This is a genomic window from Mycolicibacterium holsaticum DSM 44478 = JCM 12374, from assembly GCF_019645835.1.
Lineage (GTDB): Bacteria > Actinomycetota > Actinomycetes > Mycobacteriales > Mycobacteriaceae > Mycobacterium > Mycobacterium holsaticum.
In genome coordinates, this window is record NZ_CP080998.1 from 2,137,796 (window position 1) to 2,160,211 (window position 22,416).

The 22,416-nt window shown below is 67.5% G+C and carries 19 protein-coding genes; 9 read left to right on the forward strand and 10 right to left on the reverse strand.

Going from position 1 to position 22,416, the window contains the following annotated elements; translation table 11 throughout:
• Positions 1–13 precede the first annotated feature (13 nt).
• Entirely contained in the window at positions 14–844 is an 831-nt protein-coding gene (locus K3U96_RS10290; RefSeq protein ID WP_230982418.1) for a FadR/GntR family transcriptional regulator, read from the forward strand.
• Between the two features lie 4 nt (positions 845–848).
• Here the strand turns inward: K3U96_RS10290 and K3U96_RS10295 are convergent, their stop codons facing one another.
• Both K3U96_RS10295 and K3U96_RS10300 read right to left on the reverse strand, forming a co-directional pair.
• Positions 849–2,057, reverse strand: coding sequence for a CaiB/BaiF CoA transferase family protein (locus tag K3U96_RS10295; RefSeq protein WP_220692927.1), 1,209 nt, complete (start codon positions 2,055–2,057; stop codon positions 849–851).
• 26 nt (positions 2,058–2,083) lie between these two features.
• Positions 2,084–3,184, reverse strand: a complete 1,101-nt coding sequence (locus tag K3U96_RS10300) for a DUF7064 domain-containing protein (RefSeq protein WP_220692928.1) — start codon at positions 3,182–3,184, stop codon at positions 2,084–2,086.
• Between the two features lie 128 nt (positions 3,185–3,312).
• Between K3U96_RS10300 and K3U96_RS10305 the strand changes: the two genes are divergently transcribed.
• The gene (locus K3U96_RS10305; RefSeq protein ID WP_220692929.1) at positions 3,313–4,137 is read left to right on the forward strand and encodes a mycofactocin-coupled SDR family oxidoreductase; all 825 of its coding nucleotides are present in this window, start codon (positions 3,313–3,315) and stop codon (positions 4,135–4,137) included.
• A gap of 106 nt (positions 4,138–4,243) precedes the next feature.
• Here the strand turns inward: K3U96_RS10305 and K3U96_RS10310 are convergent, their stop codons facing one another.
• Positions 4,244–5,053, reverse strand: coding sequence for a FadR/GntR family transcriptional regulator (locus tag K3U96_RS10310; RefSeq protein WP_220692930.1), 810 nt, complete (start codon positions 5,051–5,053; stop codon positions 4,244–4,246).
• Positions 5,054–5,205: 152 nt separating this feature from the next.
• On the opposite strand from K3U96_RS10310, the gene K3U96_RS10315 reads away from it, so the two are divergent.
• The gene (locus K3U96_RS10315; RefSeq protein ID WP_220692931.1) at positions 5,206–6,378 is read left to right on the forward strand and encodes an amidohydrolase family protein; all 1,173 of its coding nucleotides are present in this window, start codon (positions 5,206–5,208) and stop codon (positions 6,376–6,378) included.
• Positions 6,379–6,391: 13 nt separating this feature from the next.
• Here K3U96_RS10315 and K3U96_RS10320 read toward each other — a convergent pair whose 3' ends face one another.
• The 3 genes from K3U96_RS10320 to K3U96_RS10330 are packed head-to-tail and all read right to left on the reverse strand — an operon-like array spanning position 6,392 to position 9,226.
• The gene (locus K3U96_RS10320) at positions 6,392–7,609 is read right to left on the reverse strand and encodes a CaiB/BaiF CoA transferase family protein (protein WP_220692932.1); all 1,218 of its coding nucleotides are present in this window, start codon (positions 7,607–7,609) and stop codon (positions 6,392–6,394) included.
• Positions 7,606–8,025: a Zn-ribbon domain-containing OB-fold protein gene (locus K3U96_RS10325; RefSeq protein WP_220692933.1), complete on the reverse strand. Its 420-nt coding sequence runs from the start codon at positions 8,023–8,025 to the stop codon at positions 7,606–7,608. The genes K3U96_RS10320 and K3U96_RS10325 overlap by 4 nt, the downstream gene beginning before the upstream one ends.
• 7 nt (positions 8,026–8,032) lie before the next feature.
• Positions 8,033–9,226: a thiolase C-terminal domain-containing protein gene (locus tag K3U96_RS10330; protein WP_220692934.1), complete on the reverse strand. Its 1,194-nt coding sequence runs from the start codon at positions 9,224–9,226 to the stop codon at positions 8,033–8,035.
• A gap of 152 nt (positions 9,227–9,378) precedes the next feature.
• Here K3U96_RS10330 and K3U96_RS10335 point away from each other — a divergent pair, with 152 nt between their 5' ends.
• Positions 9,379–10,605: a cytochrome P450 gene (locus K3U96_RS10335; RefSeq protein WP_220692935.1), complete on the forward strand. Its 1,227-nt coding sequence runs from the start codon at positions 9,379–9,381 to the stop codon at positions 10,603–10,605.
• Here the strand turns inward: K3U96_RS10335 and K3U96_RS10340 are convergent.
• The 4 genes from K3U96_RS10340 to K3U96_RS10355 form a co-directional block, all read right to left on the reverse strand.
• A complete protein-coding gene (locus tag K3U96_RS10340; RefSeq protein WP_220692936.1) occupies positions 10,566–11,399 on the reverse strand; it encodes an acyl-CoA thioesterase in 834 nt (277 codons plus the stop codon). The two genes, K3U96_RS10335 and K3U96_RS10340, sit on opposite strands and share 40 nt — an antisense overlap.
• Before the next feature lie 26 nt (positions 11,400–11,425).
• Positions 11,426–13,003: an AMP-binding protein gene (locus K3U96_RS10345; RefSeq protein WP_220692937.1), complete on the reverse strand. Its 1,578-nt coding sequence runs from the start codon at positions 13,001–13,003 to the stop codon at positions 11,426–11,428.
• Positions 13,004–13,085: 82 nt separating this feature from the next.
• Positions 13,086–14,516, reverse strand: a complete 1,431-nt coding sequence (locus K3U96_RS10350; RefSeq protein ID WP_220692938.1) for a FadR/GntR family transcriptional regulator — start codon at positions 14,514–14,516, stop codon at positions 13,086–13,088.
• Between the two features lie 4 nt (positions 14,517–14,520).
• Positions 14,521–15,357: an enoyl-CoA hydratase/isomerase family protein gene (locus K3U96_RS10355; RefSeq protein ID WP_220692939.1), complete on the reverse strand. Its 837-nt coding sequence runs from the start codon at positions 15,355–15,357 to the stop codon at positions 14,521–14,523.
• A gap of 118 nt (positions 15,358–15,475) precedes the next feature.
• Between K3U96_RS10355 and K3U96_RS10360 the strand changes: the two genes are divergently transcribed.
• The 5 genes from K3U96_RS10360 to K3U96_RS10380 are packed head-to-tail and all read left to right on the forward strand — an operon-like array spanning position 15,476 to position 22,412.
• On the forward strand, positions 15,476–16,741 hold the full coding sequence (locus K3U96_RS10360) for a cytochrome P450 family protein (protein ID WP_220692940.1): 1,266 nt from the start codon (positions 15,476–15,478) through the stop codon (positions 16,739–16,741).
• 1 nt (position 16,742) lies between these two features.
• Positions 16,743–18,011 carry an FAS1-like dehydratase domain-containing protein gene (locus K3U96_RS10365; protein WP_220692941.1) on the forward strand — a complete coding sequence of 423 codons (1,269 nt, stop codon included), beginning with the start codon at positions 16,743–16,745 and terminating at the stop codon, positions 18,009–18,011.
• The gene (locus K3U96_RS10370) at positions 18,008–18,853 is read left to right on the forward strand and encodes an enoyl-CoA hydratase/isomerase family protein (protein WP_230982419.1); all 846 of its coding nucleotides are present in this window, start codon (positions 18,008–18,010) and stop codon (positions 18,851–18,853) included. The genes K3U96_RS10365 and K3U96_RS10370 overlap by 4 nt, the downstream gene beginning before the upstream one ends.
• Entirely contained in the window at positions 18,850–20,283 is a 1,434-nt protein-coding gene (locus K3U96_RS10375; protein ID WP_220692942.1) for a phosphotransferase family protein, read from the forward strand. Before K3U96_RS10370 ends, K3U96_RS10375 begins: the two co-directional genes overlap by 4 nt.
• Positions 20,247–22,412, forward strand: a complete 2,166-nt coding sequence (locus K3U96_RS10380; RefSeq protein ID WP_220692943.1) for an acyl-CoA dehydrogenase family protein — start codon at positions 20,247–20,249, stop codon at positions 22,410–22,412. The genes K3U96_RS10375 and K3U96_RS10380 overlap by 37 nt, the downstream gene beginning before the upstream one ends.
• Positions 22,413–22,416: the final 4 nt, after the last annotated feature.

Sequence of the window (22,416 nt, forward strand, 5' to 3'; positions counted from 1 at the left end):
CTGAATTAAATATTTGACGGAGTTGCTCGGCGGATGGGGCAGGGGTGTGATGGATCTGGCCGGGCGTGGTGACCGCTCGTCCAAGCTGGTCCGCGCCCCCAAGACCGCCGAGCTGATCGCCGACCACCTGCGCAGCAGTATCGTTCGCGGGGTGCTCAAGAAGGGCGACGTACTGCCGACCGAGGTCGAACTCGTCCGGCAGTTCGGGGTATCCCGGCCCACCCTGCGCGAAGCCTTTCGGATCCTGGAGAGTGAGTCGCTGATCGTGGTGCGCCGCGGTTCGCGGGGTGGCGTGCTGGTGTCCTCGCCCGAAACCGCCGTGGCCGCAAGGGACTTCGGGCTGTTGCTGCAGATGTCGAAGACCACGCTGGCCGACGTGTATGAGGCACGCAAGGTCTTCGAACCCGCCGCCGCTGAGCTGCTGGCCAACCGGGCCCGGCCCGACGACATCGCCGAATTGCAGTCCACTGCCGCGACATTGGCGGAGTTGATCGCTGACGGGACCGAACAAGCCGACTTTCGCGAGTGGTCGGCGGCGGTCTTCCGGTTCCACGATGTCATCCTCGATCGGTCCGGAAACAACACCATGGCACTGGTCGGTGCGGTGCTGCGTGACATCGTCACCAAGCACATGGAGCGTGTGGTCAGGACCGCCGCCGGCCCCGGCGTCGTCGAGAAACAATTCAAGCAGACGTTGCGCACCTTCGAGAAGTTCATCGCGCTGGTCGAAGACGGAGACGGGGCAGGAGCCAGGGACCTCTGGACCGCGCACATGAATCGGGCGGGCCGCCGGATGCTCTGGGGCGATCTCGCCAACGAAACGGTCATCGACCTCTACTCCTGACACGTCAGCCCAGCGCCCCCTGCTCGCGCAGGTCGGCGATCGTGTCCCAGTCCATGCCGCAGTCCAACAGGATCTCCTCGGTGTGCTGGCCGAGTTCGGGTGCCGGTCCCACCGGAGTGGTTGGCACGCCGTCGAATTGATAAGGCGGGGCAACCAACCGGAAGGCTCGGCCGTCGGTTCCGACGACCTCGGGAAGATATTTGTTGTCGGCGACCTGCGGGCTGGCGCAAACCTCTTCGAACGTTGCGGCCGCCGACCACACACCGGAGAACCCGGCCAGCGCGCTGCGCCATTCCTCGAGCGTGCGGCCGCCGAAGGTGGCGTCCAGCTCGGCGACGCATTCGGCGCTGTTGACGTAGCGCGAGATGGCGTCGCGGAACCGCTCATCGTCGGCCAGGTCCTCGCGCCCGATCAGCGTGCAGAGTTCGGCCCAGAACCGGTCGGCCTGCAGGCACACCAGGTTCAGCCAACGGTCGTCGGAGGTGCGGTAGTAGTTGACGATCGGGTTGGGCGCCGCCTTGCGCTCCATGCGGGGGAGTTCACCGGAACCGGCCGCCGCCGCGGCGAGGTCGGGGCCCATCGTCCACATTCCGGTGTTCAGCAGGGAGACGTCGATCAGCGCACCCTCACCCGAACGTTCCCGCCGGAACAACGCCATCGCCACGGCGCCGGCGATGGCGCTGGAGCCCTGCAGGTCGAAGAAGGCGGCGGGCTGCGCGGCCGGCTCGGCGGCTCCCGGGGCGGTCAGCTTGTTCTGTACGCCCGCGGCCGACCACGCTGCGGCGGAATCGAATCCACCGGTGGAGGCGTTGGGGCCGGCGCTGCCCCAGCCCGAACCCCGTACGTAGATCAGCCGAGGATGGTCCGCGCGCAGGTCTTCGGGGTCGATGCCCAGTTTGGCGCGGACGTCCGGCAGATAGCTGGTGAGGAAGACGTCGGCGCCGTTGACGAGCCGGCGCAGCGCGTCCAGGCCCGCCGGGGTGGTCAGGTCGATGGTGATGCTGCGTTTACCACGGTTGGGCACCTGCAGGAAAGGGTTGGGCGCGATGTCGTCGGCGTTGAGCGCATTGCGCAGGGCGCGTTGCGGGTCCCCGGTCGGCGGCTCCACCTTGATGACGTCGGCACCGAGGTCGGCCATGATGGCGCCGGCGCCGGGCACGAAGGTCCATGCCGCCACCTCGACGACGCGAACACCTTCGAACGGTCCGGCCATGGGCGTCTCCTGTGGGTCGTCGAGTTCTAGTGCAGCGCCTGCAGTGCGTCACGCATGCGCGCGAAGTGCTTTGGTTCCCAGATGTCCTGGTCTTCTCCCCAGCCGATGCGCCCGTCGATGTCGAACCGCATCAATGCCGTGCTGCCACCGCCGTATTCGCTGATATGGCTGACAGAGAAGCCTTCGGCGACCAACTCCCTGCCCAGCACGTCGGTCAGCTGTAGCTGCATGTGCGAGCTCCATCCGGTGACCGGATCCCGATAGTTCTTCATCACGCTGGCCGACTTGTCCAGCGCGGCGAACTCCCCGTCACGCAGCAGCCAACCGTGGTTGAGCGGTGACCAGCCGTCGGCGTCACCGTCGGCGACCCGGACGAACCCCAGGAACCCGGTTTCCGGTCCGGCGTGGGCAAACACGTACTGGATGCGTCCACGTCCGCGTTCGCGTTCGATCTGGCGCCAGAGCGGGCCGCCGGGGTGACGGACCCTCGACGTGCTGTCCGCCGGGCGGCTGTCGCCGGGCTTATGCTCCGGCCTCGGCGCACCCCTTGGTGCCCAGGACCGGTCGCGCACCGAGTAGCAGTCGATCGGAATGCGTTCGCCGTCGAGCGTCAACAGTCCGGTCACCCGTCCGACCTGGTCGAAGTGGGTGTGGTTCATGAACGGCGGCTCACCGGGGGTGAATCGGCGGGGTTCGTGCAGCCCCTCGAAGTGCAGCTCGATGGCGAAGTCGGCTTCCGGATCGGCGAATTCGATTTGGTATTCGCGCATCGGGGTGAGCATCCGGACCGAGAACCCGCCGCCGGGGACGACGATATCGCGCAGATCCGGGTTCGGTTCCGTCATGGGTACGTCGGTCTCCATGCGGAAGTAACGCAACTCCTCGGGGCGGGCACCGCTGGGGTCCCACACGTACACCCGCCACGTCACCGTGCCGCGGGTGGTGTGGAAGGTGGCGTGCAGCCAGCAACCGATCTTGCGTTCGGGAACGTTGAAGGACCACCACGTGGTCTCGGCCCAGTACGGATCGCCCTCGGGTGCGGGATGAAAGTTGTCGTCCGCCGCGACGAATGGGGTATCGGCGGTGACCGGTCCGTTCGCAACATCCGACGTGAGCGCACGCGCCATGATTCGCATCCTAGACCAAAGGATACTTATTTAGTCGAATGCCGATGAAATCCCTTGCCACACCGGGGACGGCTGCCGTACGTTGGCCGCTAATAGTCGAACATTTCGAGTGATAAGCGAGAAGCGCCATGGCCGATGCGCAGCGGGTCGCCTTCATCACCGGGGCTGCCCGCGGTCAAGGCCGGGCGCACGCCGCGCGGCTGGCTGCCGACGGCGCCGACGTGATAGCCGTCGACATCTGCGCTGATATCGACACCATTCCGTACCCGATGGGGTCGCGCGAGGACCTCGAGCAGACGTGTCGTCTGGTGCAGGAACAGGGGCGGCGGGCCAGCTTGCAGGTCGCCGACGTCCGCGAGCTGGCCCAACTGCAACGGGCTTTCTCGGCGGGCACGGCCGCGCTCGGCGTGGACTGTGCCGACATCGTGATCGCCAACGCCGGAGGGTGTGCCTACCCCTCGGATGTCGATGAGGGCCTGGCCTTCCGGGACGCGGTCGACATCATGCTGGTCGGGGTGTGGAACACCGTGAAGGCGACGACGCAGGCACTCGTCGAGACCGGCCGTCCGGGGTCGGTGGTGCTGACCAGTTCCACAGCCGCGGTCAAGGGCTTCACGGGTGGCTGGGGCGGCCTGGACGGCTACACCGCCGCCAAGGCGGGCATCCTGGGTCTGATGAGGTTGTTCGCGAACCTCCTCGGCCCCAACGATATTCGAGTCAACGCGATCCTGCCGACCGGTGTCGACTCGGGGATGACGCGCAACCAGGCCTTCGTCGACTGGATCGGCAAGATGGCCGAGAACCCGGTCGGCAATCTGCGCAACGTCCTGCCCGGCGTTGACGTTCTGCAGCCCGCCGACGTCGCCAACGCGGTGGCCTGGCTGGTCTCCGATCAGGCCCGCTACCTCACCGGGGTCTGCCTTCCCGTCGATGCCGGGTTCTGCAATGCCTGATCCCGCACCCAGACGCGAGGCCGAAGACGACCACGGTCCGCTCACCTTCGGTGAGGCCGGCGCCCGGCTGCATCAGGAGATCAAAGTCCAGCGCGCGCTCATCGGATCACTGCCAGTCGACCAGGTCCTCGGCCAGGTCCGGTGCGATCTCGAAGATCGCCCGGGCGGCCGACGCCATGTGGTCGCGCATCAGGGCCCGCGCGGTTTCGGCATCGCCGGCCTGGATCGCATCGGCGATGCGGATGTGATCGAAATGCAGCCGCGTCCGGGTGTCGTTGCTGAACAGGTTGGCGCCGCCGTCAGCTGTGCGACTGGCAAAGATGTGGCTCACCGATTCGGTGAGCAGATCCAGAACCGGGTTGGGGTCGACGTCGCGGACGAGTAGATGGAAGCGACTGCCGGAATCGACGTAGTCCTGGCTGGACAGGTTCTGCTCGGTGACCCGCGCCATCCCGCGCCTGCTCTCCTCGACCACCGCCGCGATCGCCGCCGGGTCGGCGGAGCCGTCGTGCACGCGCTGCGCGGCCCGTTCCGCCGACAGCGGTTCGAGCTGGATCATCGCCTCGTTGACATCCCGCATGGTGGCGCAGGCCAACTGCAGGTGCATCGTCATCGTCTCGCCGAAGCGTTGCGGCCCACGCCGGCCCACGACGGGTCCGCCGCCGTTACCCCGCCGGATCTCGATGATGCCCTGCAGTTCCAGCACCCGCAGCGCCTCCCGGATGGAGGCCCGCCCGACGCCGAACTGGGCGGCCATCGCCTGCTCGGTGGGCAGCGGGCAGCCGGGGGTGAGCTGGTCCAGCGCGATCTGCCGGACGATGTCTTGCGCGATGACCAGCGAGATCTTGCGTCGCCGGGCCCGTGCGACGCGTTCCTGGCGGGCCGAGTCGCCGGCGGTGGTCACGTCGATGGTCATGTACCACTCCGCATGCGCGCCAGCCTCTCAAACAGTCGGACATTCAGGTTACCGCGCACCGCGGATCCCGATGTGGATCAACACCCTGTCGGAGCCGCTTAAATATGGGTATATTTGGCCCATCGGTGGCCGTCGGGTCTTGAGGAGGAGCCATGCCGCTTCAGGAGAGTCATCAGATCATCTCCGTCGACGACCACCTCGTGGAGCATCCGCGGGTGTGGTTGGACCGGCTGCCCGCCCGGTGGTGCGATGAGGCGCCGCAGATCAAGGAAGTCGACGGCAAGCAGTTGTGGCACTACAACGCCACCCGCTTCGCCACCATCGGGCTCAACGCGGTGGCCGGCAAGCCGCCGCAGGAGTGGGGTGTGGACCCGGTGCGGTACGAGGACATGATCCCGGGCTGTTACGACCCCGTGGCGCGCGTGAAGGACATGGACGTCGACGGTGTGCACGCCGCGCTGTGCTTCCCGTCCTTTCCCGGTTTCGCAGGCAGCACCTTCTTTCACGGCAAAGACAAGGAATTGGCCGGCCTGTGTGTGCAGGCATGGAACGATTTCTACATCGACGAATGGTGCGCCACGGCCCCCGACCGATACATTCCCCTCGGCCTGGTGCCGTTCTGGGATATCGACGCCACGGTCGCCGAGGCCGAACGCCTGATCGCAAAGGGTGCGCGCACGCTGTCCTTCCCGGACACCATGACGGTCTTCGATTTGCCGTCCTTTCACACCGACCATTGGGATCCGTTGTGGCAGGTGTGCTCCGATGCCGAACTGCCGGTCTCACTGCATTTCGGCGCGGGCGGATACGTACCCGGGTTCTCGTTCTCCGGTGCCCCGTTTGCGCCGAAGACCATGAAGAGCAAGACCGCTCCGTTCGCCGTCGCCATCGCGGTGTTCGCCACCAACTCCTGGTGGACCACCGTGGATCTGTTGTTCTCCGGAAAGCTGCAGCAGTTCCCTCACCTGAAGTTCTCGCTCGCCGAAGGCGGTATCGGTTGGGTGCCCTACATGCTCGAGCGCACCGACTTCACCTGGGAGCGCCACCGGTACTACCAGAACATCGACTTCGACGCCCGGCCCTCGGAGTTGTTCCGCGAGCATTTCTGGACCTGCTTCATCGATGACGAACACGGGCTCAAGAACCGCGACGCGATCGGCGTCGACAACATCATGCTGGAAAGCGACTTCCCGCATTCGGATTCCAACTGGCCGAACTGCCGCAAACGCGCCGCCGAGGTGCTGGCCGACGTGCCCGATGACGAGGTGGCGAAGATCGCCGAGACGAACGCGCGCAAGCTGCTGCGCTTTCCGCGCTCGACCTGAGCCCGCGCGGTCCTCAGGTGATCGCGCCGGCGATCTTCAGGTTCATGATGGTCTCGTCGTCGTAACCACACGCGCGCAACAGCTCATCGGTGTGCTCGCCATGCCCGGGCGCGGGCGTCAACTCCGCCGCGGTCTCGTCGAACTGGACCGGCACGGGCACCAGCGGAAGCGAAGGGCCGTTGTCGTACTGGACCATCCTGAAGAAGTCGTTGTCCCAGGCCTGCTCGTCGGTGAGCGTCTCGCGAGGCGACTGCACGACGCTCCACTGCCCTTCCTGACTGCTCAGCACCGACTTCCAGTGTGCCAGTGGATGTTCGACGAACAGATCGTCGAGGAGCTGCACGCAGTACCCGATGTTCTTGTACCGGCACTTGGCCGACGCGAGCCGTGGATCATCGACCCAGTGCGGCCGGCTCACCGCCCGACAGAACCCTGGCCAGTACCGGTCGGCCTCCAGCATCGCCAGGAACACGAAGCGATCATCAGCGGTCCGGTACACGTTGGCCAGCGGATTGCCGGGATGGCGCCGGTCTCCCTTGGCGAGTTGATCGCGGTCGGTGACGTAGCTGCCCGCGATACTGGCCTGCATGGCCCACAGCCCCGACGACAACAACGACGCGTCGACGACCGCGCCCTCACCGGTGCGCTCGCGATGGTAGAGCGCTCCGCAGATACCGCCCGCCAGGTTCAGCCCGGCCTGGATATCGCCGACCGCCGGACCCGGCAGGCCGATCGGGTAGTCGTAATCGACCGGCATCGCCGCCGTGGCCAACCCGCTGCGCGCCCAGTATGAGATCCCGTCGAAGCCGCCGCGGTCGGCGTCGGGTCCGCGCACGCCGTGTCCCGTGCCCCTGGCGTAGACGATGCTCGGGTTGCGGGCTCGGATGTGCTCGGCGTCGATACGCAACCGCTGGCGGGCCGGGCCCAGGAAGTTCGTGACAAAGACATCGGCATGATCGACCAGGCTCATCAGCGCCGCGTAACCGTCGGGATGGGCGATGTCGATTCCCGCGCAGCGCTTTCCGCGGTTGAGCACCTCCCAGAGCATGGTCACCCCGCCGTCGCCGGGCTTGACCCCGAAGGCGGCAAGACCCCGGATCGGGTCCCCGGTCTCAGGGTGCTCGATCTTGACCACGTCGGCTCCCCAGTCCGACAGCGCGCTTGCCGCGGCGGGTACGAACCCGTAGAGCGCCACCTCCAGCACCCGCACACCCTGCAACACCTTGGTCACGTCATACTCCTGTCATCGGTGACGAGTTCCCACTGCGGGACAAGCACTCCGGCGGCATCGGGGCGCGCAACGCAGCGCACGGGCAGCCCTTCGCGCAGAGGCGGGGTGCCGTCAAAGTGAGCCATCAGCCGCACGCTTGGGTGGTCGGTCAGCGCGACGAGGGCGACGGTGTACGGCACGGGGAAAGCCGGGTGGACGGGATGGCGCACCACCGCCCACGAGTACACCGTGGCCGTGCCGTCGACATCGTGCCAGCCCAGCTCGGACGACCCGCAACGGGGGCACTGCGGCCGGGGCAGGTGAACCGGTTGTGCGCAGCGCCAACACCATTGCACGGCCAGCGCACCGCGTTGGGCGGCCTGCCAGAAGCCCCCGGTGTCGGAATCGTCCAGGACGGGTGTGGGCGTTTGAGGCATGGCGGTCCTAACGGGCGGCGGTCAGCAGGAGTGCGCCGGTGGCCGTCGGTAACCCGGAGGTGACCAGGCACACCTCGGCGTCGGGCACCTGGTTGGTCGAGCATCCGCGGATTTGGCGCACGCCCTCGACGACGTGGTTCAGCCCGTGCAGGTAACCCTCGGACAGATTTCCGCCCGCGGTGTTGACGGGCAGGGCACCGCCGACGCGCAACGCACCGGAAGCCGCGAACGGCCCACCGTCGCCCTTGGGGGCAAAGCCGTAGCCCTCCAACTGGAGCAGCACCGTGATCGTGAAGCAATCGTAGAGTTGCGCCACGTCGACATCTTCGGGCCCCAGACCCGCTCTGTGGTAGAGCAGTTCGGCGGTCCTGGCCGACGGCTGCTCGGTCAGGCTGGCGCGCATCAGCGCCCCGAACACGAGCCCGGGCTGCTGGGCCGGGTCGGCGCTCTGGGCGACGGCGCGTATGGAGACCGGCGGCGCAGGTGTGTCGCGGGCGCGCTCGGCGGAGGTCACCACGACCGCACACGCACCGTCGGTCTCCAGGCAGTAGTCATACAGCCGCAACGGCTCGGTGATCGGCCGGGCACCGAGGTAGTCCGACAGCGACATCGGCCTGCCGTACATCTGAGCTGCCGGGTTGGCGTTCGCGTGTTCGCGGCATGCCACCGCAATGGCGCCCAGATGCGTTGGCTGCGTGCCGTACTCGATCATGTGACGGCGGGCGATCAGGGCGAACATCTGGCCGGGGGCCAGCAGCCCGTAGGGCAGGAAGAACTCATCGTAGGAGCCGTTGCCGCCGACGGCCGCCTGCCTGCGCCGGGCTTGGCCGAAGCGCGCCCCCGAGCGCCCGTTGAGGGAGCGGAAGACAAGGACGGAGCGGGCCAGCCCGGAGGCGATCGCGGCACACGCCTGAGCCACCATTCCGGCGGGCGCAGAACCGCCCGTCCCGGTGGATCCCCAGTAGGTCAGCGCGGGTAGGCCCAGCGCGTCGGCGAGGTCGTTGTGACGCACCGTGTCCTGTTCGCACCGCACGATGCCGTCGATGTCCGCCGGTGACATTCCGGCATCGGCGATGGCCGCGCTACCGGCGGCCGCGGCCAGCGCCACTTCGGTGCGCCCGGACTTTCTGGTGAAGTCCGTCGCGCCGATCCCGACGATCGCGCACCGGTCGCGCAGCGGGTGCGGTGCCGTCTGACCCATATCGAAACCCTACGGGCCGGCACACCAAATACAAGCATATTCAGACAAAAATTACCGCAAACCGGCGCCAAACAGCCCGGCTAAAGCGCGAATATGCGCCTGAAACCTTGCTATGTTACGGGGGCCGTGTACCCGCGAGCGCGGAGGTTTCCATGACCGACACCGTCAACGTCGACGCACCGGAAGTACCCATCGACCTGTACTCGGCGAAGTCGTTCAGCAACGGGCATCCGTTCGGCCAGTACCGCTGGCTGAGGGCGAACGCCCCTGTCTATCCGCACCCCGACCCGGACGGCGGTCACTTCTGGGCGGTGACGCGCAACGCCGACATCCGCTACATCGAGCACCATCCCGAGCTGTTTCAGTCCGCGCCGTCGGTCGGCATCGCCGATGCTCAGATCGAGGTGGGCTTTCTGTCCATGGACGGCGCCCGGCACGCGCAGTTCCGACGCCAGGTCGCGCCCCGCTTGGTTCCGGCCCGGGTGAAGCACATGCTGCCCGACCTGCAGAGCCTGGCCGCCGGGATCGTCGACGACGTTGCCGGTGACGGCCAGTGCGATCTGGTCGATCTCGCGGGCCGGATGGCCGGCTACACCGCCGCGGCGCTGCTGGGTATCCCTCGTGAACACGGCCACCGGCTGCACGAGTTGTTCATGATCACCCACAGCTCGCCGGATGTGGTGGGGGAAGAGGCTTTCCAGGCATCGTTCGTCGAGATGGCCGAGATGGGCTTTGCGGCGTTGGCGGCAAAGAAGGCCGAGCCGGCCGACGATGTGCTGAGCGCCTACGCGAACATGGAAGTCGACGGCCGCCCGATCACCGACATGGAGTTCATCGGCAACTTCATCCTGCTGACCGACGGCAGCCTGGACACCTCGCGAAACCTCATCTCCGGCGGGATGAAGTTGCTCTTCGACCACCCCGACGTGCGCGCCCGGCTGGTCGAGGACCTCGACGCGCGGCTTCCCGGTGCGATCGAGGAGATGCTGCGGTTGTTGTCGCCGGTGGTCTACATCCGCCGCCTGGCCACCCAGGCCACCGAGTTGGCCGGCCAGAAGATCGCCAAGGGTGACAAGGTGGTGATCTACTACGGCTCGGGCAACCGGGACGAACGCGTCTACGACGACCCCGAGGCGTTCGACATCGACCGTAAACGCGGCGATCACTTGGCTTTCGGCGGCGGTGGGCCGCACTTCTGTGTCGGCTCACATCTGGGCCGCGCCGAGGGTTCGGTGATGATCCGCGAACTGCTCACCCGGCTACCCGACATCGAGCAGGCCGGAGCCGAGACGTGGGCGGCGACCAGCCTCACATCGGGCCTGGCGTCACTGCCGGTGCGCTACACGCCGTCGCGGGCGATGTCGAACAACGACTCCTGACTCAAGCTGGCCACCAGCGTGCCGCGCTCGTCGAAGATCTGTCCGCAGTACATGCCGCGCCCGCCGGCGGTGGCCTGCGGATGAAGGTCCACCAGCAGCCACTGGTTCGGGTCGGCGCCGCGGTGCAGCCACACGGCGTGGTCGAGGCTGGGCAGCAGGCCCACCTCTTCGATCTGCGGGGCCCGCGACAGCCCCGTGCACAGATCCGACAGGAACACCACCCCACAGGCGCGGACGTTCGGATCGTCGGCGAGCGGTTCTCGGATGCGCAGCCACAGCCGCGCAGGCCAGCGGTACCACGGATCGGGATCCGCCGGTACGCGCGCTTCCACGTCGAAGGTGCGCGACGCGTTGAGTTGGTGGGTGGGCAGTTCGGCCGGACGCTGAACGTCGGGCATGTCGGCCGCCTGGAATTCGGGGGCGCCGCGCTTGGCCCGTGAGAACGAGCAGACCATCGAGAAGATCACCGCCTCGCCCTGGCGTGCGACGACGCGGCGTCCCGAGTAGCGTCCGCCGTCGCGGTCGCGTTGCACCTCCAGCACGGTTGGTGCGCTGGCGTCCCCGGCGGCCAGGAAGTAGGCGTGCAATGAATGGGCGACGCGACCATCGGGCACCGTCAGGCTGGCCGCGCGCAGCGCCTGGGCGGCCACCTGCCCGCCGTAGATGGTGCGGCGGGCCGTCGTCGTGATCGGTCCCGCCAGGAACCGGTCGTACGGCAACGCCTTGAGCTGCAACACTTCCGCCACGGGCGCGGATTGTTCTCCGTCGAACACTTCCCGTGTTGTGATGCTCATGTCAGCCCCGGAATCGCCGCCATCGCTCAGACCCGCCGACCGGCTTCCACCCAGTAGGTGTCCCGGACCTGACGTTTGAGGAGCTTGCCGGTTTCTGTGCGCGGGAGTCGGGCAGTGAAGTCCACCGAGCGGGGCCGCTTGTAACCGGCCAACCGCGCCCGCGTGTAGGCGATGAGTTCCTCGGCCAGCGCGTCGGACGGTGCCACGCCGGCGACGAGTTCGACCACGGCCTTGACTTGTTCGCCCCACTCGGGGTCGGGTATGCCGATCACGGCGACGTCCGCGATGGCCGGGTGGCTGGACAGAACGCCCTCGACCTCGGCCGGATAGATGTTGACGCCGCCGCTGATGATCATGTCCTTGGCGCGGTCACAGATGAACAGGTAGCCGTCGTCGTCGAGATAGCCCATGTCGCCGAGCGTGAACGCGTTGCCGCGGTGCACCGAGTCGGTGAGTTCGGCGTCGTTGCGATACTCGAAGCTGCGCCCAGCTTGCGACTCGATGTACACATTGCCGATCTCGTTGGCGGGCAACGGATTACCCTTGTCGTCGAGGATCTTGACGCTCATGCCCCGCACCGGCCTGCCGACCGTGCCGGGCCTCTCCAGCCAGTGATGGGGTTTGGCGATGGTGGCCGCACCCTCCGTGCCGCCGTAGGTGTCCCAGATCACCGGGCCCCACCAATCCATCATGTCCTTTTTGATCTGCAGAGGGCACGGCGCCGCCGAGTGCACCACCGAACGCAGGCTCGACACGTCGTACTTGCTGCGGACATCGTGCGGAAGTTTGACCATCCGGACGAACTGGGTGGGCACCATGTAGGCGGAGGTGACCGGGTGCCGGTCGATGGCGGCCAGGGTCTGCTCGGCGTCGAACTTGCCGAGGATCACCAGCGCCTGCCCGACGTTGAGCGCCCCGAGGTAGAAGCTCTGGCAACCGGCGTGATGCATGCCCGTGGACACCAGATGCGCGCCGTCGAACGGCCGGAAGTCGAATGCCCGGCCGAACACCGCCATGGCGTTGGCGGCCTCGGACGGATCGCGGTCCTGAAGGGTGCGCACGATGCCCTTGGGCTTGCCGGTGGTCCCCGAGGAATACCGGATGGAATCGCCCTGCTTGCGGTCGGCCGGCGGCGTCGACGGCTGGTCGGCGACCAATGCGGCGTCGGTGATGAACCCGGGGGGCAGCTTGTCTTCCGCGGGTGCCGCACCGACCGCGACGCCCAGGGTGGCGCCGCCGGCGGCGCCGGCGCAGCGGTCGAGGTAGTCGACGTGCGAGACCAGGGCGCTGGCCCCGGAGTGCGCGAGGATCGAGGCGAATTCGCCGGAAGACAACGTCGGGTTCAGGGTCAGGTAGCGCAAGCCGATCTCGGTGGTCGCCAGTTGCCAGACGACGGCATCGACGTCGTTGGGCAGCGCGTAGGCGACCACCTCGCCGCCCCCGATGCCGTGGGCGCGCAGCGCATTGGCCACCCGGTGGGCCGCCGCAGCGAGCTCACCGAAGCTCAAGGTGCGCCCGCTGGGTGACTCGGCGATCGCCGGTGCGTGGGGATGATCTTCGGCGATCCACCACACTCCGAGTCGCTGGTCCCACGGATGCTTCACGTGCGCTCCCATCTTCAATTAGATATAACAGTATACTCAATGCCGGGCCATGGACAGGGTCAGTCCCACAGGCACGCCAAGATCACCGCCCCGACGGTGTGGTGGCGGTGACGTGGGAGCGCATCCGCACCACCGCGAGCTCGCCGTCGCCGGCCAGCAGCGCATCGGCGATGCCGCGGTGCGCCGGCTCGATGGCGCGGCTCGCGCGTTCCAGCGCGTGCGGGTCGGCATTGGCGTACTGCGCGAAGAAGTTCCAGCCCAGCCGCATGGTCACCCGGTGCACCAGTTCCAGCGCGCGATTGCCCGAGAGCCGTGCGAGCACCGAGTGGAAGTCTTCACGTTTGGCGTATGCGGCGGTCACCCCCTGCTCGGACTCGGTGGTCAGCGCCTGCTCGATGACGGCGGTGTCGACGGTGCCGGAGCGCACGGCGGCCGCCACCCGCTCGACCACGGCCAGCTCCAGCCCGCTGCGCACCTCTTCGAGGTGTTGGGTGGTGACGCCGTGGCGGCGCAGGTAGATCGAGATGATCTCGGTCAGCGCGGCACTGTCGGGCTCCGTGACGAACAGCCCGCCGCCGGGACCGCGCCGGGTGAGCGCGATCTGCTGGTACTCCAGGATCCGGATCGCTTCGCGCAGCACCGCCCGGCTGGCCCGATACTTGGTCATCAGCGAGGCCTCCGAGCCGATGAACGTGCCCGGTGTCGCCCCGGTGTCGAGCACCCACGCGAAGATCTGTCTGGCCAGCGCCTCGCCCCGCTTGTCGCCGTCGGTACCCGCCAGCGCGGCGGTCGGGTCGAGATGCTGCACCGTGGCCGGCTGACGGTGGATGAAGTCGGCTTCAGCGCGCAGGTGCCTGCTCATCCGCTCACGGGCCACGCCGGGGTTGTTGGTCAGGATCGCCCTGGCGATGCTCGCGTGCGCGTGCTGGACCTCCTTGATCATGCTGGCGGGCAGCATCGCCTCGTCGGCGAAGTGGAAATCGATGACACGGCTGAAGGTTTCGACGAACAACTGCAACACCGGATTTCCGGTCAGCGCGGCCAGCTGGCTGTGCAGCAGTCGATACTCGGTGAAGTTGCCCGTCGACTCCTGCGCCAGGGTTTCGCGCACGGTGCGGATGTCTGCCTCGCCGACACGCTGCGAGGCCAGCTCGGCGACCAGCTCTTCCAGGATGATCCTGGTGTCGAAGAGTTCGTCGAGGGTCGCTTCGGCGCGCAGCAAATAGATCACCGTCGGGCCGATCACCGCGTCGACGTCGGGTTCGTCGATGACCAGGCCGCCACCGGTGCCGCGGCGCATGCGCGCCACGCGCTGGTGCTCGACGAGGCGCACCGCTTCGCGTAGCACCGCTCGGCTCACCCCGTATCGCTCGAGCAGCTCGGCCTCGGAACCGAGCACGTGGCCCACCGGCCAGCCGAGCTCGATGACGTCGGCGACGATCTGCTCTGCGGCCCGGCCCGCCAGCTTGGCCTGCCGCGAGTCGATCCGCGGCGCGATCAGGTCCTGATCCACTGCGTCACCGGTAGCTGGGCGGCCCGTTGCGCCGTGGCGTCGCGCGTCGCTCGGCCACCGGCGGGTTGCCGATGTGGGTATAGGCCATCCCGTTCTGCAGCGCGGTGGACCTGGTCATGTCAAGAGATTCCCATATCGCGCGGATGGTGCCCTGTATTGCCCTGGGGTTTCGCTCGGCGATGGTGGTCGCGATCTGATGGGCGCGTTCCCACAGCTGGTCGCGCTCGACGACCTCGGTCACGAGCCCGAGGCGCAGCGCGGTGTGGGCCGAGATGCGCTCTTCGGTGCCCATCAGCGCCCAGCGCAGCACGTCGCCGAGCGGGACTCCGCGATGCAGCATCCCGATCGGTTCCAGCGCCGAGACGATCGAGCCGTTGGCGTGCGGGTCGAAGAACGCGGCGTCCTCGGAGCAGATGACGATGTCGGCCTCGTTGAGCAGGTACTGCCCGCCGCCGGCCACCAGTCCGTGGACCGCGGTGATCACCGGCTTCCAACACCGGTGCGCGATCTTCGGCGAGACCCATACTCCGGGGTCAAAGCTGTTCCACACGTTGGACTTCAGGAACCAACTCGCGTCTCCCTTGACGTCCACGCCGGTGCAGAAGGCCCGCTCGCCTGCGGCCCGCAACACCACGACGTGGATGTCGTCGGTGTCGCGCACGGTCTGCCAGACCCACGCCAACTCGCGGGCCATCCGGTCCGAGATGGAGTTCATGGCCTTCGGTCGATTCAGCGTCACCGTGGCCACATGGTCCGAGCCGACGGTGAATTCGACGGCCTCGAGCGCACCGGCTGCGGGCGCGCCCGGCTCAATGTCCGATGGGGGGCTAGCGGAAATCATAGTATTCAGTGTACTAATGATTTGGATTCGCAACCGACACACGGGGAAATGAGATGGGCAGTTCAGGTATGCGGGTAGCGGGCAGCCGTGGTGCGAGTCAGCCCCGGTGGGAGTGGCCATGACGAAACTGTCCAGGACGTCCCCCAAGGCAAGTCCGGGCCCGGCCGGGTTGGCGTACACCCACCTCGGCACCCGGCAGATGCTCGACGATCCATTCGCGCGGATGGCCGAACTGCGGGCGGACGCGCCGATCTCATGGGCGACCGCCCCGTTGCTGCTGCGCGGCAAGGGCGGTTACCTGGTGACCCGGCACGAGGACGTCGGATTCGTCTTCAGCGACGACCGGTTCTCCAACGACATCATCAAGTACACCTCGGCGCGCCGGTTCACGTGGATGTTGCCGTCGTCGATCCGGATGCTGACCCAGACGATGGTGTTCCGTGACGACCCAGACCACAAGCGCCTGCGAACGTTGGTGCACAAGGCCTTCACGCCGAGGTTCGTCAGCACGCTGGCGCCCGACATCGTCAAGATCTCCGAGCAGCTCGCCGACGAGGTGGCAGCCGAACGTGACGTCGATCTGGTCCAGGCCTTCGCCGTCAAGCTGCCGCTGGCGGTCATCGCGACCATGCTCGGCGTCGCCGACAAGGACCGCGACACCTTCCACCAACTGGTGGAGAAGCTCGGAGACGACGCCGGACGACGCGGCGGACAGCTGCGCAGTGCGTATCACTCGATGCAACTGTCCAAGCTCTTCGAGGAGATGATCGCCGACCGCCGGCTCAACCCCGACGACGGGCTGCTCTCAGAACTCGTGCGGGCCAACGAAGGTGGCGACAAACTCAGCCATCAGGAGACCGTCGCCATGGTGTTCCTGTTGCTGCTGGCCGGCCATGACACCACCTCGAGCCTGATCGGCAGCAGCGTGCTGGCGCTGACTCAGCATCCCGAGCAACAGGACTTGCTGCGCAGCCAGCCCGAACTGCTCGAATCCACTGCCTTCGAGGAGCTGCTGCGCTACACCGCCCCGGTGGCCTACGGTGCGGCTCGGCTGGCCAAGCAGGACATGGAAATTCGCGGGGTTCCCATCCCGCGCGGCGCACAGCTGCTGGCGGCGATCATCTCGGCGAACCGGGACGAGACGGTATTCGACGACCCGGACGCGCTGGATCTGACCCGCAAGCCCAACCGGCACTTCGGGTTCGCCTTCGGCATCCACTTCTGCCTGGGTCATCAGCTCGCGAGGCTGGAAGGCCGCGCGGCGCTGAGCACCCTGTTGCGGCGCTTCCCCAACTGGGAACTCACGACACCTCCCGAGGGGCTGCATTACAAGCCGACGGTGTCGCTACGCGGACTGACCAACCTACCGATACGGATGTACTGACATGACCCAGACCCAACAGCAGGAGTTCGACCACGCCATCAAGGACGAGGACATCGAGCGCGCCAAGCTGCTGATCGGCATCGATGCCCCGACGAGCATCGACGAGTTCTACCGTGAAGCCAGCATCGACGGAATCCGCAACTTCGCCCGCGGAGCCGGGGATGACAACCCGTTGTTCTGCGATCCCGACTACGCCGCCGACACCCGGTGGGGCGGGGTCATCGCGCCGCCGATGATCTTCTCGGCGATGTCGAAGAAGATGCTGGGCGATCCGATCCCGGAGGATATCCGCAGGGCCACCAGGGGGCTGTTCTCCGGCATCCACGTCTTCGTCTCCGGGCAGACCACCGAGTGGTATCAGCCGGTGCGGCCGGGGGATTCGCTCTACGGCTTCGGTGGCTTGGAGTCGATAGAAGAAAAGCACAGCGAGTACGCGGGTCGATCCATCATCCGCATCCTGCGCCAGGTCAAGGTGAACCAACGCGCCGAGGTGGTCGCCGTCGCCCGCATCATCCTGATCGCGACCGAACGTCAGCGCTCACGCGAGCGCGGCAAGTACATGGACATCCAGCCCGCGAGCTACAACGACGAGCAGATCGCCGAGATCGACGAGATCTACGCCGCCGAACGCGCGCGCGGCGCCGAGCCGCGGTACTGGGAGGACGTCGAGGTCGGCGAGGCGCTGCCGAAGATGGTCAAGGGACCGCTGACGCTCACCGACGTCATCAGCTTCCACTCGGGCGGTTATGGCTTCGGGCCGTACGGGATCGGCGCCGCCCGAATCGGTTACAAGAACCGCCAGCGGGTGCCCAAGTTCTACATCAAGAACGCCGCGGGCATCCCCGACGTCGCCCAGCGCCTGCACTGGGAGAACGAATGGTCGCAGTCCATCGGCAACCCGATGGCCTACGACTACGGTGTGATGCGCGAGTGTTGGCTCACCCACTTTGTCACCGACTGGATCGGTGACGACGGCTGGTTGGTGCGCCAGCACGACGAGATGCGCAAGTTCAACTTCATCGGAGACACCCAGTTCATCACCGGCGAGGTGGTGGGTAAGCGCATCGAGAATGGAAACGCGTTGGTGGACCTGGACTTCCGCTGCACCAGCCAGCGCGGCGAGATCACCGCTCCGGCCACCGCCACCGTGGCGCTGCCCAGCCGTGAGCACGGTCCGGTGACGCTGCCCACCCCGGATGAGGAATTGCGCCGCAAGGCGGTGGCGATGCTCGACCGGCACAACGAACTGATCGGGAAATCGCGACAGTGAGTTCAGCCCAGCCGGTCGAATCCGGCACGGACACCGTGCTGGCCGGGATCATCGACGGGGTCGGGGTGATCACCTTGAACCGTCCCGAGCGGCGCAACGCACTGCATGCCGAGATGTACGTCGCGGTGCCGAAGTTACTCGAGCAGTTCAGCGCCGACGATGCGATCGGCTGTGTGCTGATCACGGGATCGGGCGCTGCGTTCAGCGCGGGCGGTGATGTGCGCGACGGCAATTCGGCCAGACAAGACGCGGGCGGCGGCCAAGCCGACGCGGACGCCAGGGTGCGCGCCCAGGCCGCCCGCCTGACGGACAACGCCAAGATGGTGATGCTGCTGCACTCCATGCCGAAGGTGACGATCGCCGCGTTACCCGGACCGGCGGTCGGTGCGGGGATGAGTATCGCCCTGGCCGCTGACCTGCGCATCGCGGCACGTTCGGCGCGGCTCATCCCCGGCTGGTCGAAGCTGGCCTTCTCCGGCGACTTCGGCGGAGCCTGGTTTTTGACCCGGCTGGTCGGACCGGCCAAGGCACTGGAGCTGCTGATCGCCGACGAACCCGTGGACGCCGAGGCCGCGCAGGGGATGGGCTTGTTCAACCGCGTCGTCGACGACGGCGAGTTGCGGGATTCGGCGATCCGCTGGGCCGCGCAGATCGCCGCGGGGCCGACGTACGCGTTCGCCGGGGTCAAAGCCAACGTGGCTGATGCCCAAAGCCTTCCGTTGGGGCAGGCGTTGCTGGCCGAAAGCGAGCGCATGGTGCGCAGCGGAATGACCGCCGAGCACCGGGCGGCGGTCAAGGCCTGGCTGGCCGCCGCCGCAGCCAAGTCGGGCGCCCGGTCATGAGCAGCGTGCCCGCGATCTCCGCAGAGTTACAGCAGTGGATCCTGGAGGTCACCGGGGCCGACCGGGTCGAGGTCAAGCAAGTGCCCGGAGGCGCCAGCAGGCAGGCCTGGTTCGTCGATGCGCACGGCCGGGCAGGCGGCGAGAAGCTGTTCCTGCGCTATGACCCGCATCCGCCCAAGCCCGGCAGCGCCTTTCACCCCCTGCAGGTCGAGGCGGAGATCATGGCCGAGCTGTGTCGGCACGGTGTGACGGTGCCGCGGGTTTTGGCCGCACATCCGGTCGAACAGGCGGTGCTGTTGGAGCGGATCGGCGGCGATACCTGGTTTCGGCTGATCAAGGATCCCGAAGTTCAGGTGCGTACCGCCCAGGACTTCATCGCCAAGCTGTCCTACCTGCATCGCATTGACGCCGCCAGCCTTGACATCCCCAGCCTCGGTCCGGCGGGCCCGGTGCCCGGGCACGTGCGCGACGAGCTGACCAGGATGCGGCGACGTGTTGCGGCCCACGGGAAACCGGCGCCGTTGGTGTCGTTCTGCATCGATTGGCTCGAGAGCCACATCCCCGACTACGACGGACCGACCGTGCTGGTCCAGGGTGACACCGGGCCCGGCAACTTCATGTACGCCGACGGCAAGGTCACCGCCATCGTGGATTGGGAGTTGGCGCATTTCGGTGACCCGATGGACGACATCGCCTGGCTGTCCCTGCGCACCGTGCAGGACACCTTCACCCATTTCCCCGACCGTATCGCCGAATACGGACGGCACTCCGGGCATCAGGTCGACGAGGACCGGGTCTGGTACTACCGGCTGTTCGCCGAGACGCGGCTGGCCTCGATGAACCCCAGCGGCATCGACGCACGGTCCTCGGTGCCCGTCCATTCGCCCGATGCCGGGAACAGCTTGATCTACGGGATGCTGCACCGCCGGTTGTTGATCGAGGCGCTGGCCCGGGTGGTCGGCATATCCGACGTCGAGGTCGAGTTGCCCGACGAGGACCGGGACTCCGAGCACGCCGCCGTGTACGCCGCCACCGCCGCGGCACTGTCCGACGCGGTCGGGCGCTCCACCGACGCGTTGGCCACCCGCTACATCAAGGGGGCGGCCCGGCTGGTCAAGTACCTCGCCGAGGTGGACCGGGTCGGCGCACAGGTCGACGCGGCCGAACTCGCCGAACTCACCGAATTGCTCGGTGAGACCCCGGCCTCGGTGTCTGCTGGTCGGGCAGCCCTGGCGGACCGGGTCGCCCGTGGTGAACTCGGCGAGCGCGACTACGTCACCCAGTTGTGGCGCGGGATCAAACGCGACGACTACCTCACCAGAACAGCTTCCGGGGCGTTGCGACACCGAACCTGGCCGGACCTTCACGATTCGAGCGAAACAGGAGTGCAGCGATGGGAATCGCCATCACCGAAGACCACCGTGAGCTAGCCGACGTCGCGCAGTCCTTCCTCGGTGCGCGTGGCGCGCGTGCGGCCGCCAGGGCGCTGTTGGACGCCGACGCGGAACCGCGGCCGGACTTCTGGGCAGAGCTCGCCGGGTTGGGGTGGCTCGGCCTCCACGTGCCCGAGCAGTACGGCGGTTCGGGGTGTGGACTACCCGAACTCGTCGCGGTGACAGAGGAATTCGGCCGCGCGGTTGCGCCGGGGCCGTTCGTCCCGACAGTGATCGCCTCGGCTGTCGTCTCGGTGGCCGGCACCGAGGAGCAACGCGCGCGGTGGTTGCCGGGCCTGGTCGACGGGAGTTACGCCGCGGGCGTGGGTTTCAATACCGCGCTGTCCTCCGAGGGGTCGCGGTGCACGGGGGATGCGGGTGTGGTGCTCGGCGCCGGGTTGGCCGACCTGCTGATGCTGACCGCCGGTGAGGACGTTCTGGTGTTGCCGGCCGCGACCGACGGCCTCACCGTCACGATGAAGACCAACCTGGATCCGACCCGGCGCGCCGCGCGCGTCACGCTGACCGACGTCGAGGTCGGCGGCGCCGAGGTGCTGCCGGGCGCGGCCGGGATCGCCCGCGCCATGGCCAGGACCATACTCGCCGCCGAAGCCGTTGGGGGAGCACATAATTGTCTCGATTCGGCGGTCGAGTACGCAAAGGTGCGCGAGCAGTTCGGCCGCACCATAGGCACCTTCCAGGCGGTCAAGCATCATCTGGCCAACATGCTGGTGGCGGTCGAATCTGCCAGTGCCACCGTATGGGACGCGGCACGGGCCGCGGATGGGGGAGAGCAGGAGTTCGCGCTGATGGCGGCCTGCGCGGCGACGCTGGCCTTTCCGGCCTACGTGCACAACGCCGAATTGAACATCCAGGTGCACGGCGGCATCGGGTACACCTGGGAGCACGACGCGCACCTGCACCTTCGGCGTGCCGTCACGCTGCGCGGTTTGCTCGGCGGGCGCGACGCTCCGCTCGACGTCTACCAGCTGACCGCCAAGGGCGTCGTGCGGGAGAACTCGATCGATCTGCCTGCGGAGGCAGAACAGTTGCGTCAGGAAGTGCGTGCGGAGTTTGCCACCTGGTCGGGTCTGGATCCGAAACAGTTGCGCGAGAAGATGATCGAGACCGGCTATGTCATGCCGCACTGGCCGACGCCGTGGGGTCGGGCGGCCGGAGCGGTGGAGCAACTGGTCATCGAGCAGGAAATGGCCGAGGCCGGCATCAAACGCCCGGACTTCGGTATCACCGGCTGGGTGGTGCTGACGATGATCCAGCACGGCACCGCGGATCAGATCGAGCGCCTGGTGCATCCGGCGCTGACCGGCGAGCACGTGTGGTGTCAGTTGTTCTCCGAACCGGGCGCCGGTTCGGACGCGGCGGCGGTGAGCACGAAGGCCACGCGCACCGACGGCGGCTGGATCATCAACGGCCAGAAGGTCTGGACCAGCGGGGCGCAGTATTGCCGGTACGGCCTGGCGACCGTGCGCACCGATCCGGGCGCGGCCAAGCACGCAGGCATCACCACTGTCATCGTCGATATGACCGCTCCCGGCGTCGAAGTCCGGCCGCTGCGCCAGATCACCGGGGGCTCGGAGTTCAACGAGGTCTTCTTCAACGACGTGTTCGTACCCGACCGCGACGTGGTCGGTGCGCCCAACGACGGGTGGCGGGTGGCGCGCGCGACGCTCGGCAACGAGCGGGTGAGCATCGGCGGCGGGCTGCCGGGCATCAAGGGTGCGGCCGCGACGGTCGTGGACCTGACACAGCAATACGGCGACCGGGTGGCCGCGGCGCCCGAGCGGGCGGGCCGGTTCCTCGCCGACGATCACGCTCTGCGGCTGCTCAACCTGCGCCGGGTGGCACGCAGCGTGGTCGGCGCCGAACCCGGGCCCGAGGGAAACGTCACCAAGTTGTTGATCGCCGAACACGTGGTGGCGCGGGCGGGTCTCGCGGCGGAGTTGACCGGACCCGACGTGGCGCTGGTCAGCGGCCTCGGCAAGGTGCCGGGCTTCATGGTGCTGGCCTCGCGCGGTATGACCATCGCGGGCGGCACGTCGGAAATCACCCGCAATCAGATCGCCGAGCGCATCCTCGGGCTGCCGCGCGACCCGCTGATCAAATGACCGG

Excerpts from the sequence above, each read along its gene's own strand:
- K3U96_RS10300 (WP_220692928.1), bottom strand. The coding sequence starts at position 3,184 with ATGGCGCGTGCGCTCACGTCGGATGTTGCGAACGGACCGGTCACCGCC.
- K3U96_RS10360 (WP_220692940.1), top strand. The coding sequence starts at position 15,476 with ATGACGAAACTGTCCAGGACGTCCCCCAAGGCAAGTCCGGGCCCGGCC.
- K3U96_RS10315 (WP_220692931.1), top strand. The coding sequence starts at position 5,206 with ATGCCGCTTCAGGAGAGTCATCAGATCATCTCCGTCGACGACCACCTC.
- K3U96_RS10340 (WP_220692936.1), bottom strand. The coding sequence starts at position 11,399 with ATGAGCATCACAACACGGGAAGTGTTCGACGGAGAACAATCCGCGCCC.
- K3U96_RS10310 (WP_220692930.1), bottom strand. The coding sequence starts at position 5,053 with ATGACCATCGACGTGACCACCGCCGGCGACTCGGCCCGCCAGGAACGC.
- K3U96_RS10380 (WP_220692943.1), top strand. The coding sequence starts at position 20,247 with ATGGGAATCGCCATCACCGAAGACCACCGTGAGCTAGCCGACGTCGCG.
- K3U96_RS10330 (WP_220692934.1), bottom strand. The coding sequence starts at position 9,226 with ATGGGTCAGACGGCACCGCACCCGCTGCGCGACCGGTGCGCGATCGTC.
- K3U96_RS10355 (WP_220692939.1), bottom strand. The coding sequence starts at position 15,357 with ATGATTTCCGCTAGCCCCCCATCGGACATTGAGCCGGGCGCGCCCGCA.
- K3U96_RS10325 (WP_220692933.1), bottom strand. The coding sequence starts at position 8,025 with ATGCCTCAAACGCCCACACCCGTCCTGGACGATTCCGACACCGGGGGC.
- K3U96_RS10335 (WP_220692935.1), top strand. The coding sequence starts at position 9,379 with ATGACCGACACCGTCAACGTCGACGCACCGGAAGTACCCATCGACCTG.
- K3U96_RS10305 (WP_220692929.1), top strand. The coding sequence starts at position 3,313 with ATGGCCGATGCGCAGCGGGTCGCCTTCATCACCGGGGCTGCCCGCGGT.
- K3U96_RS10375 (WP_220692942.1), top strand. The coding sequence starts at position 18,850 with ATGAGCAGCGTGCCCGCGATCTCCGCAGAGTTACAGCAGTGGATCCTG.
- K3U96_RS10365 (WP_220692941.1), top strand. The coding sequence starts at position 16,743 with ATGACCCAGACCCAACAGCAGGAGTTCGACCACGCCATCAAGGACGAG.
- K3U96_RS10295 (WP_220692927.1), bottom strand. The coding sequence starts at position 2,057 with ATGGCCGGACCGTTCGAAGGTGTTCGCGTCGTCGAGGTGGCGGCATGG.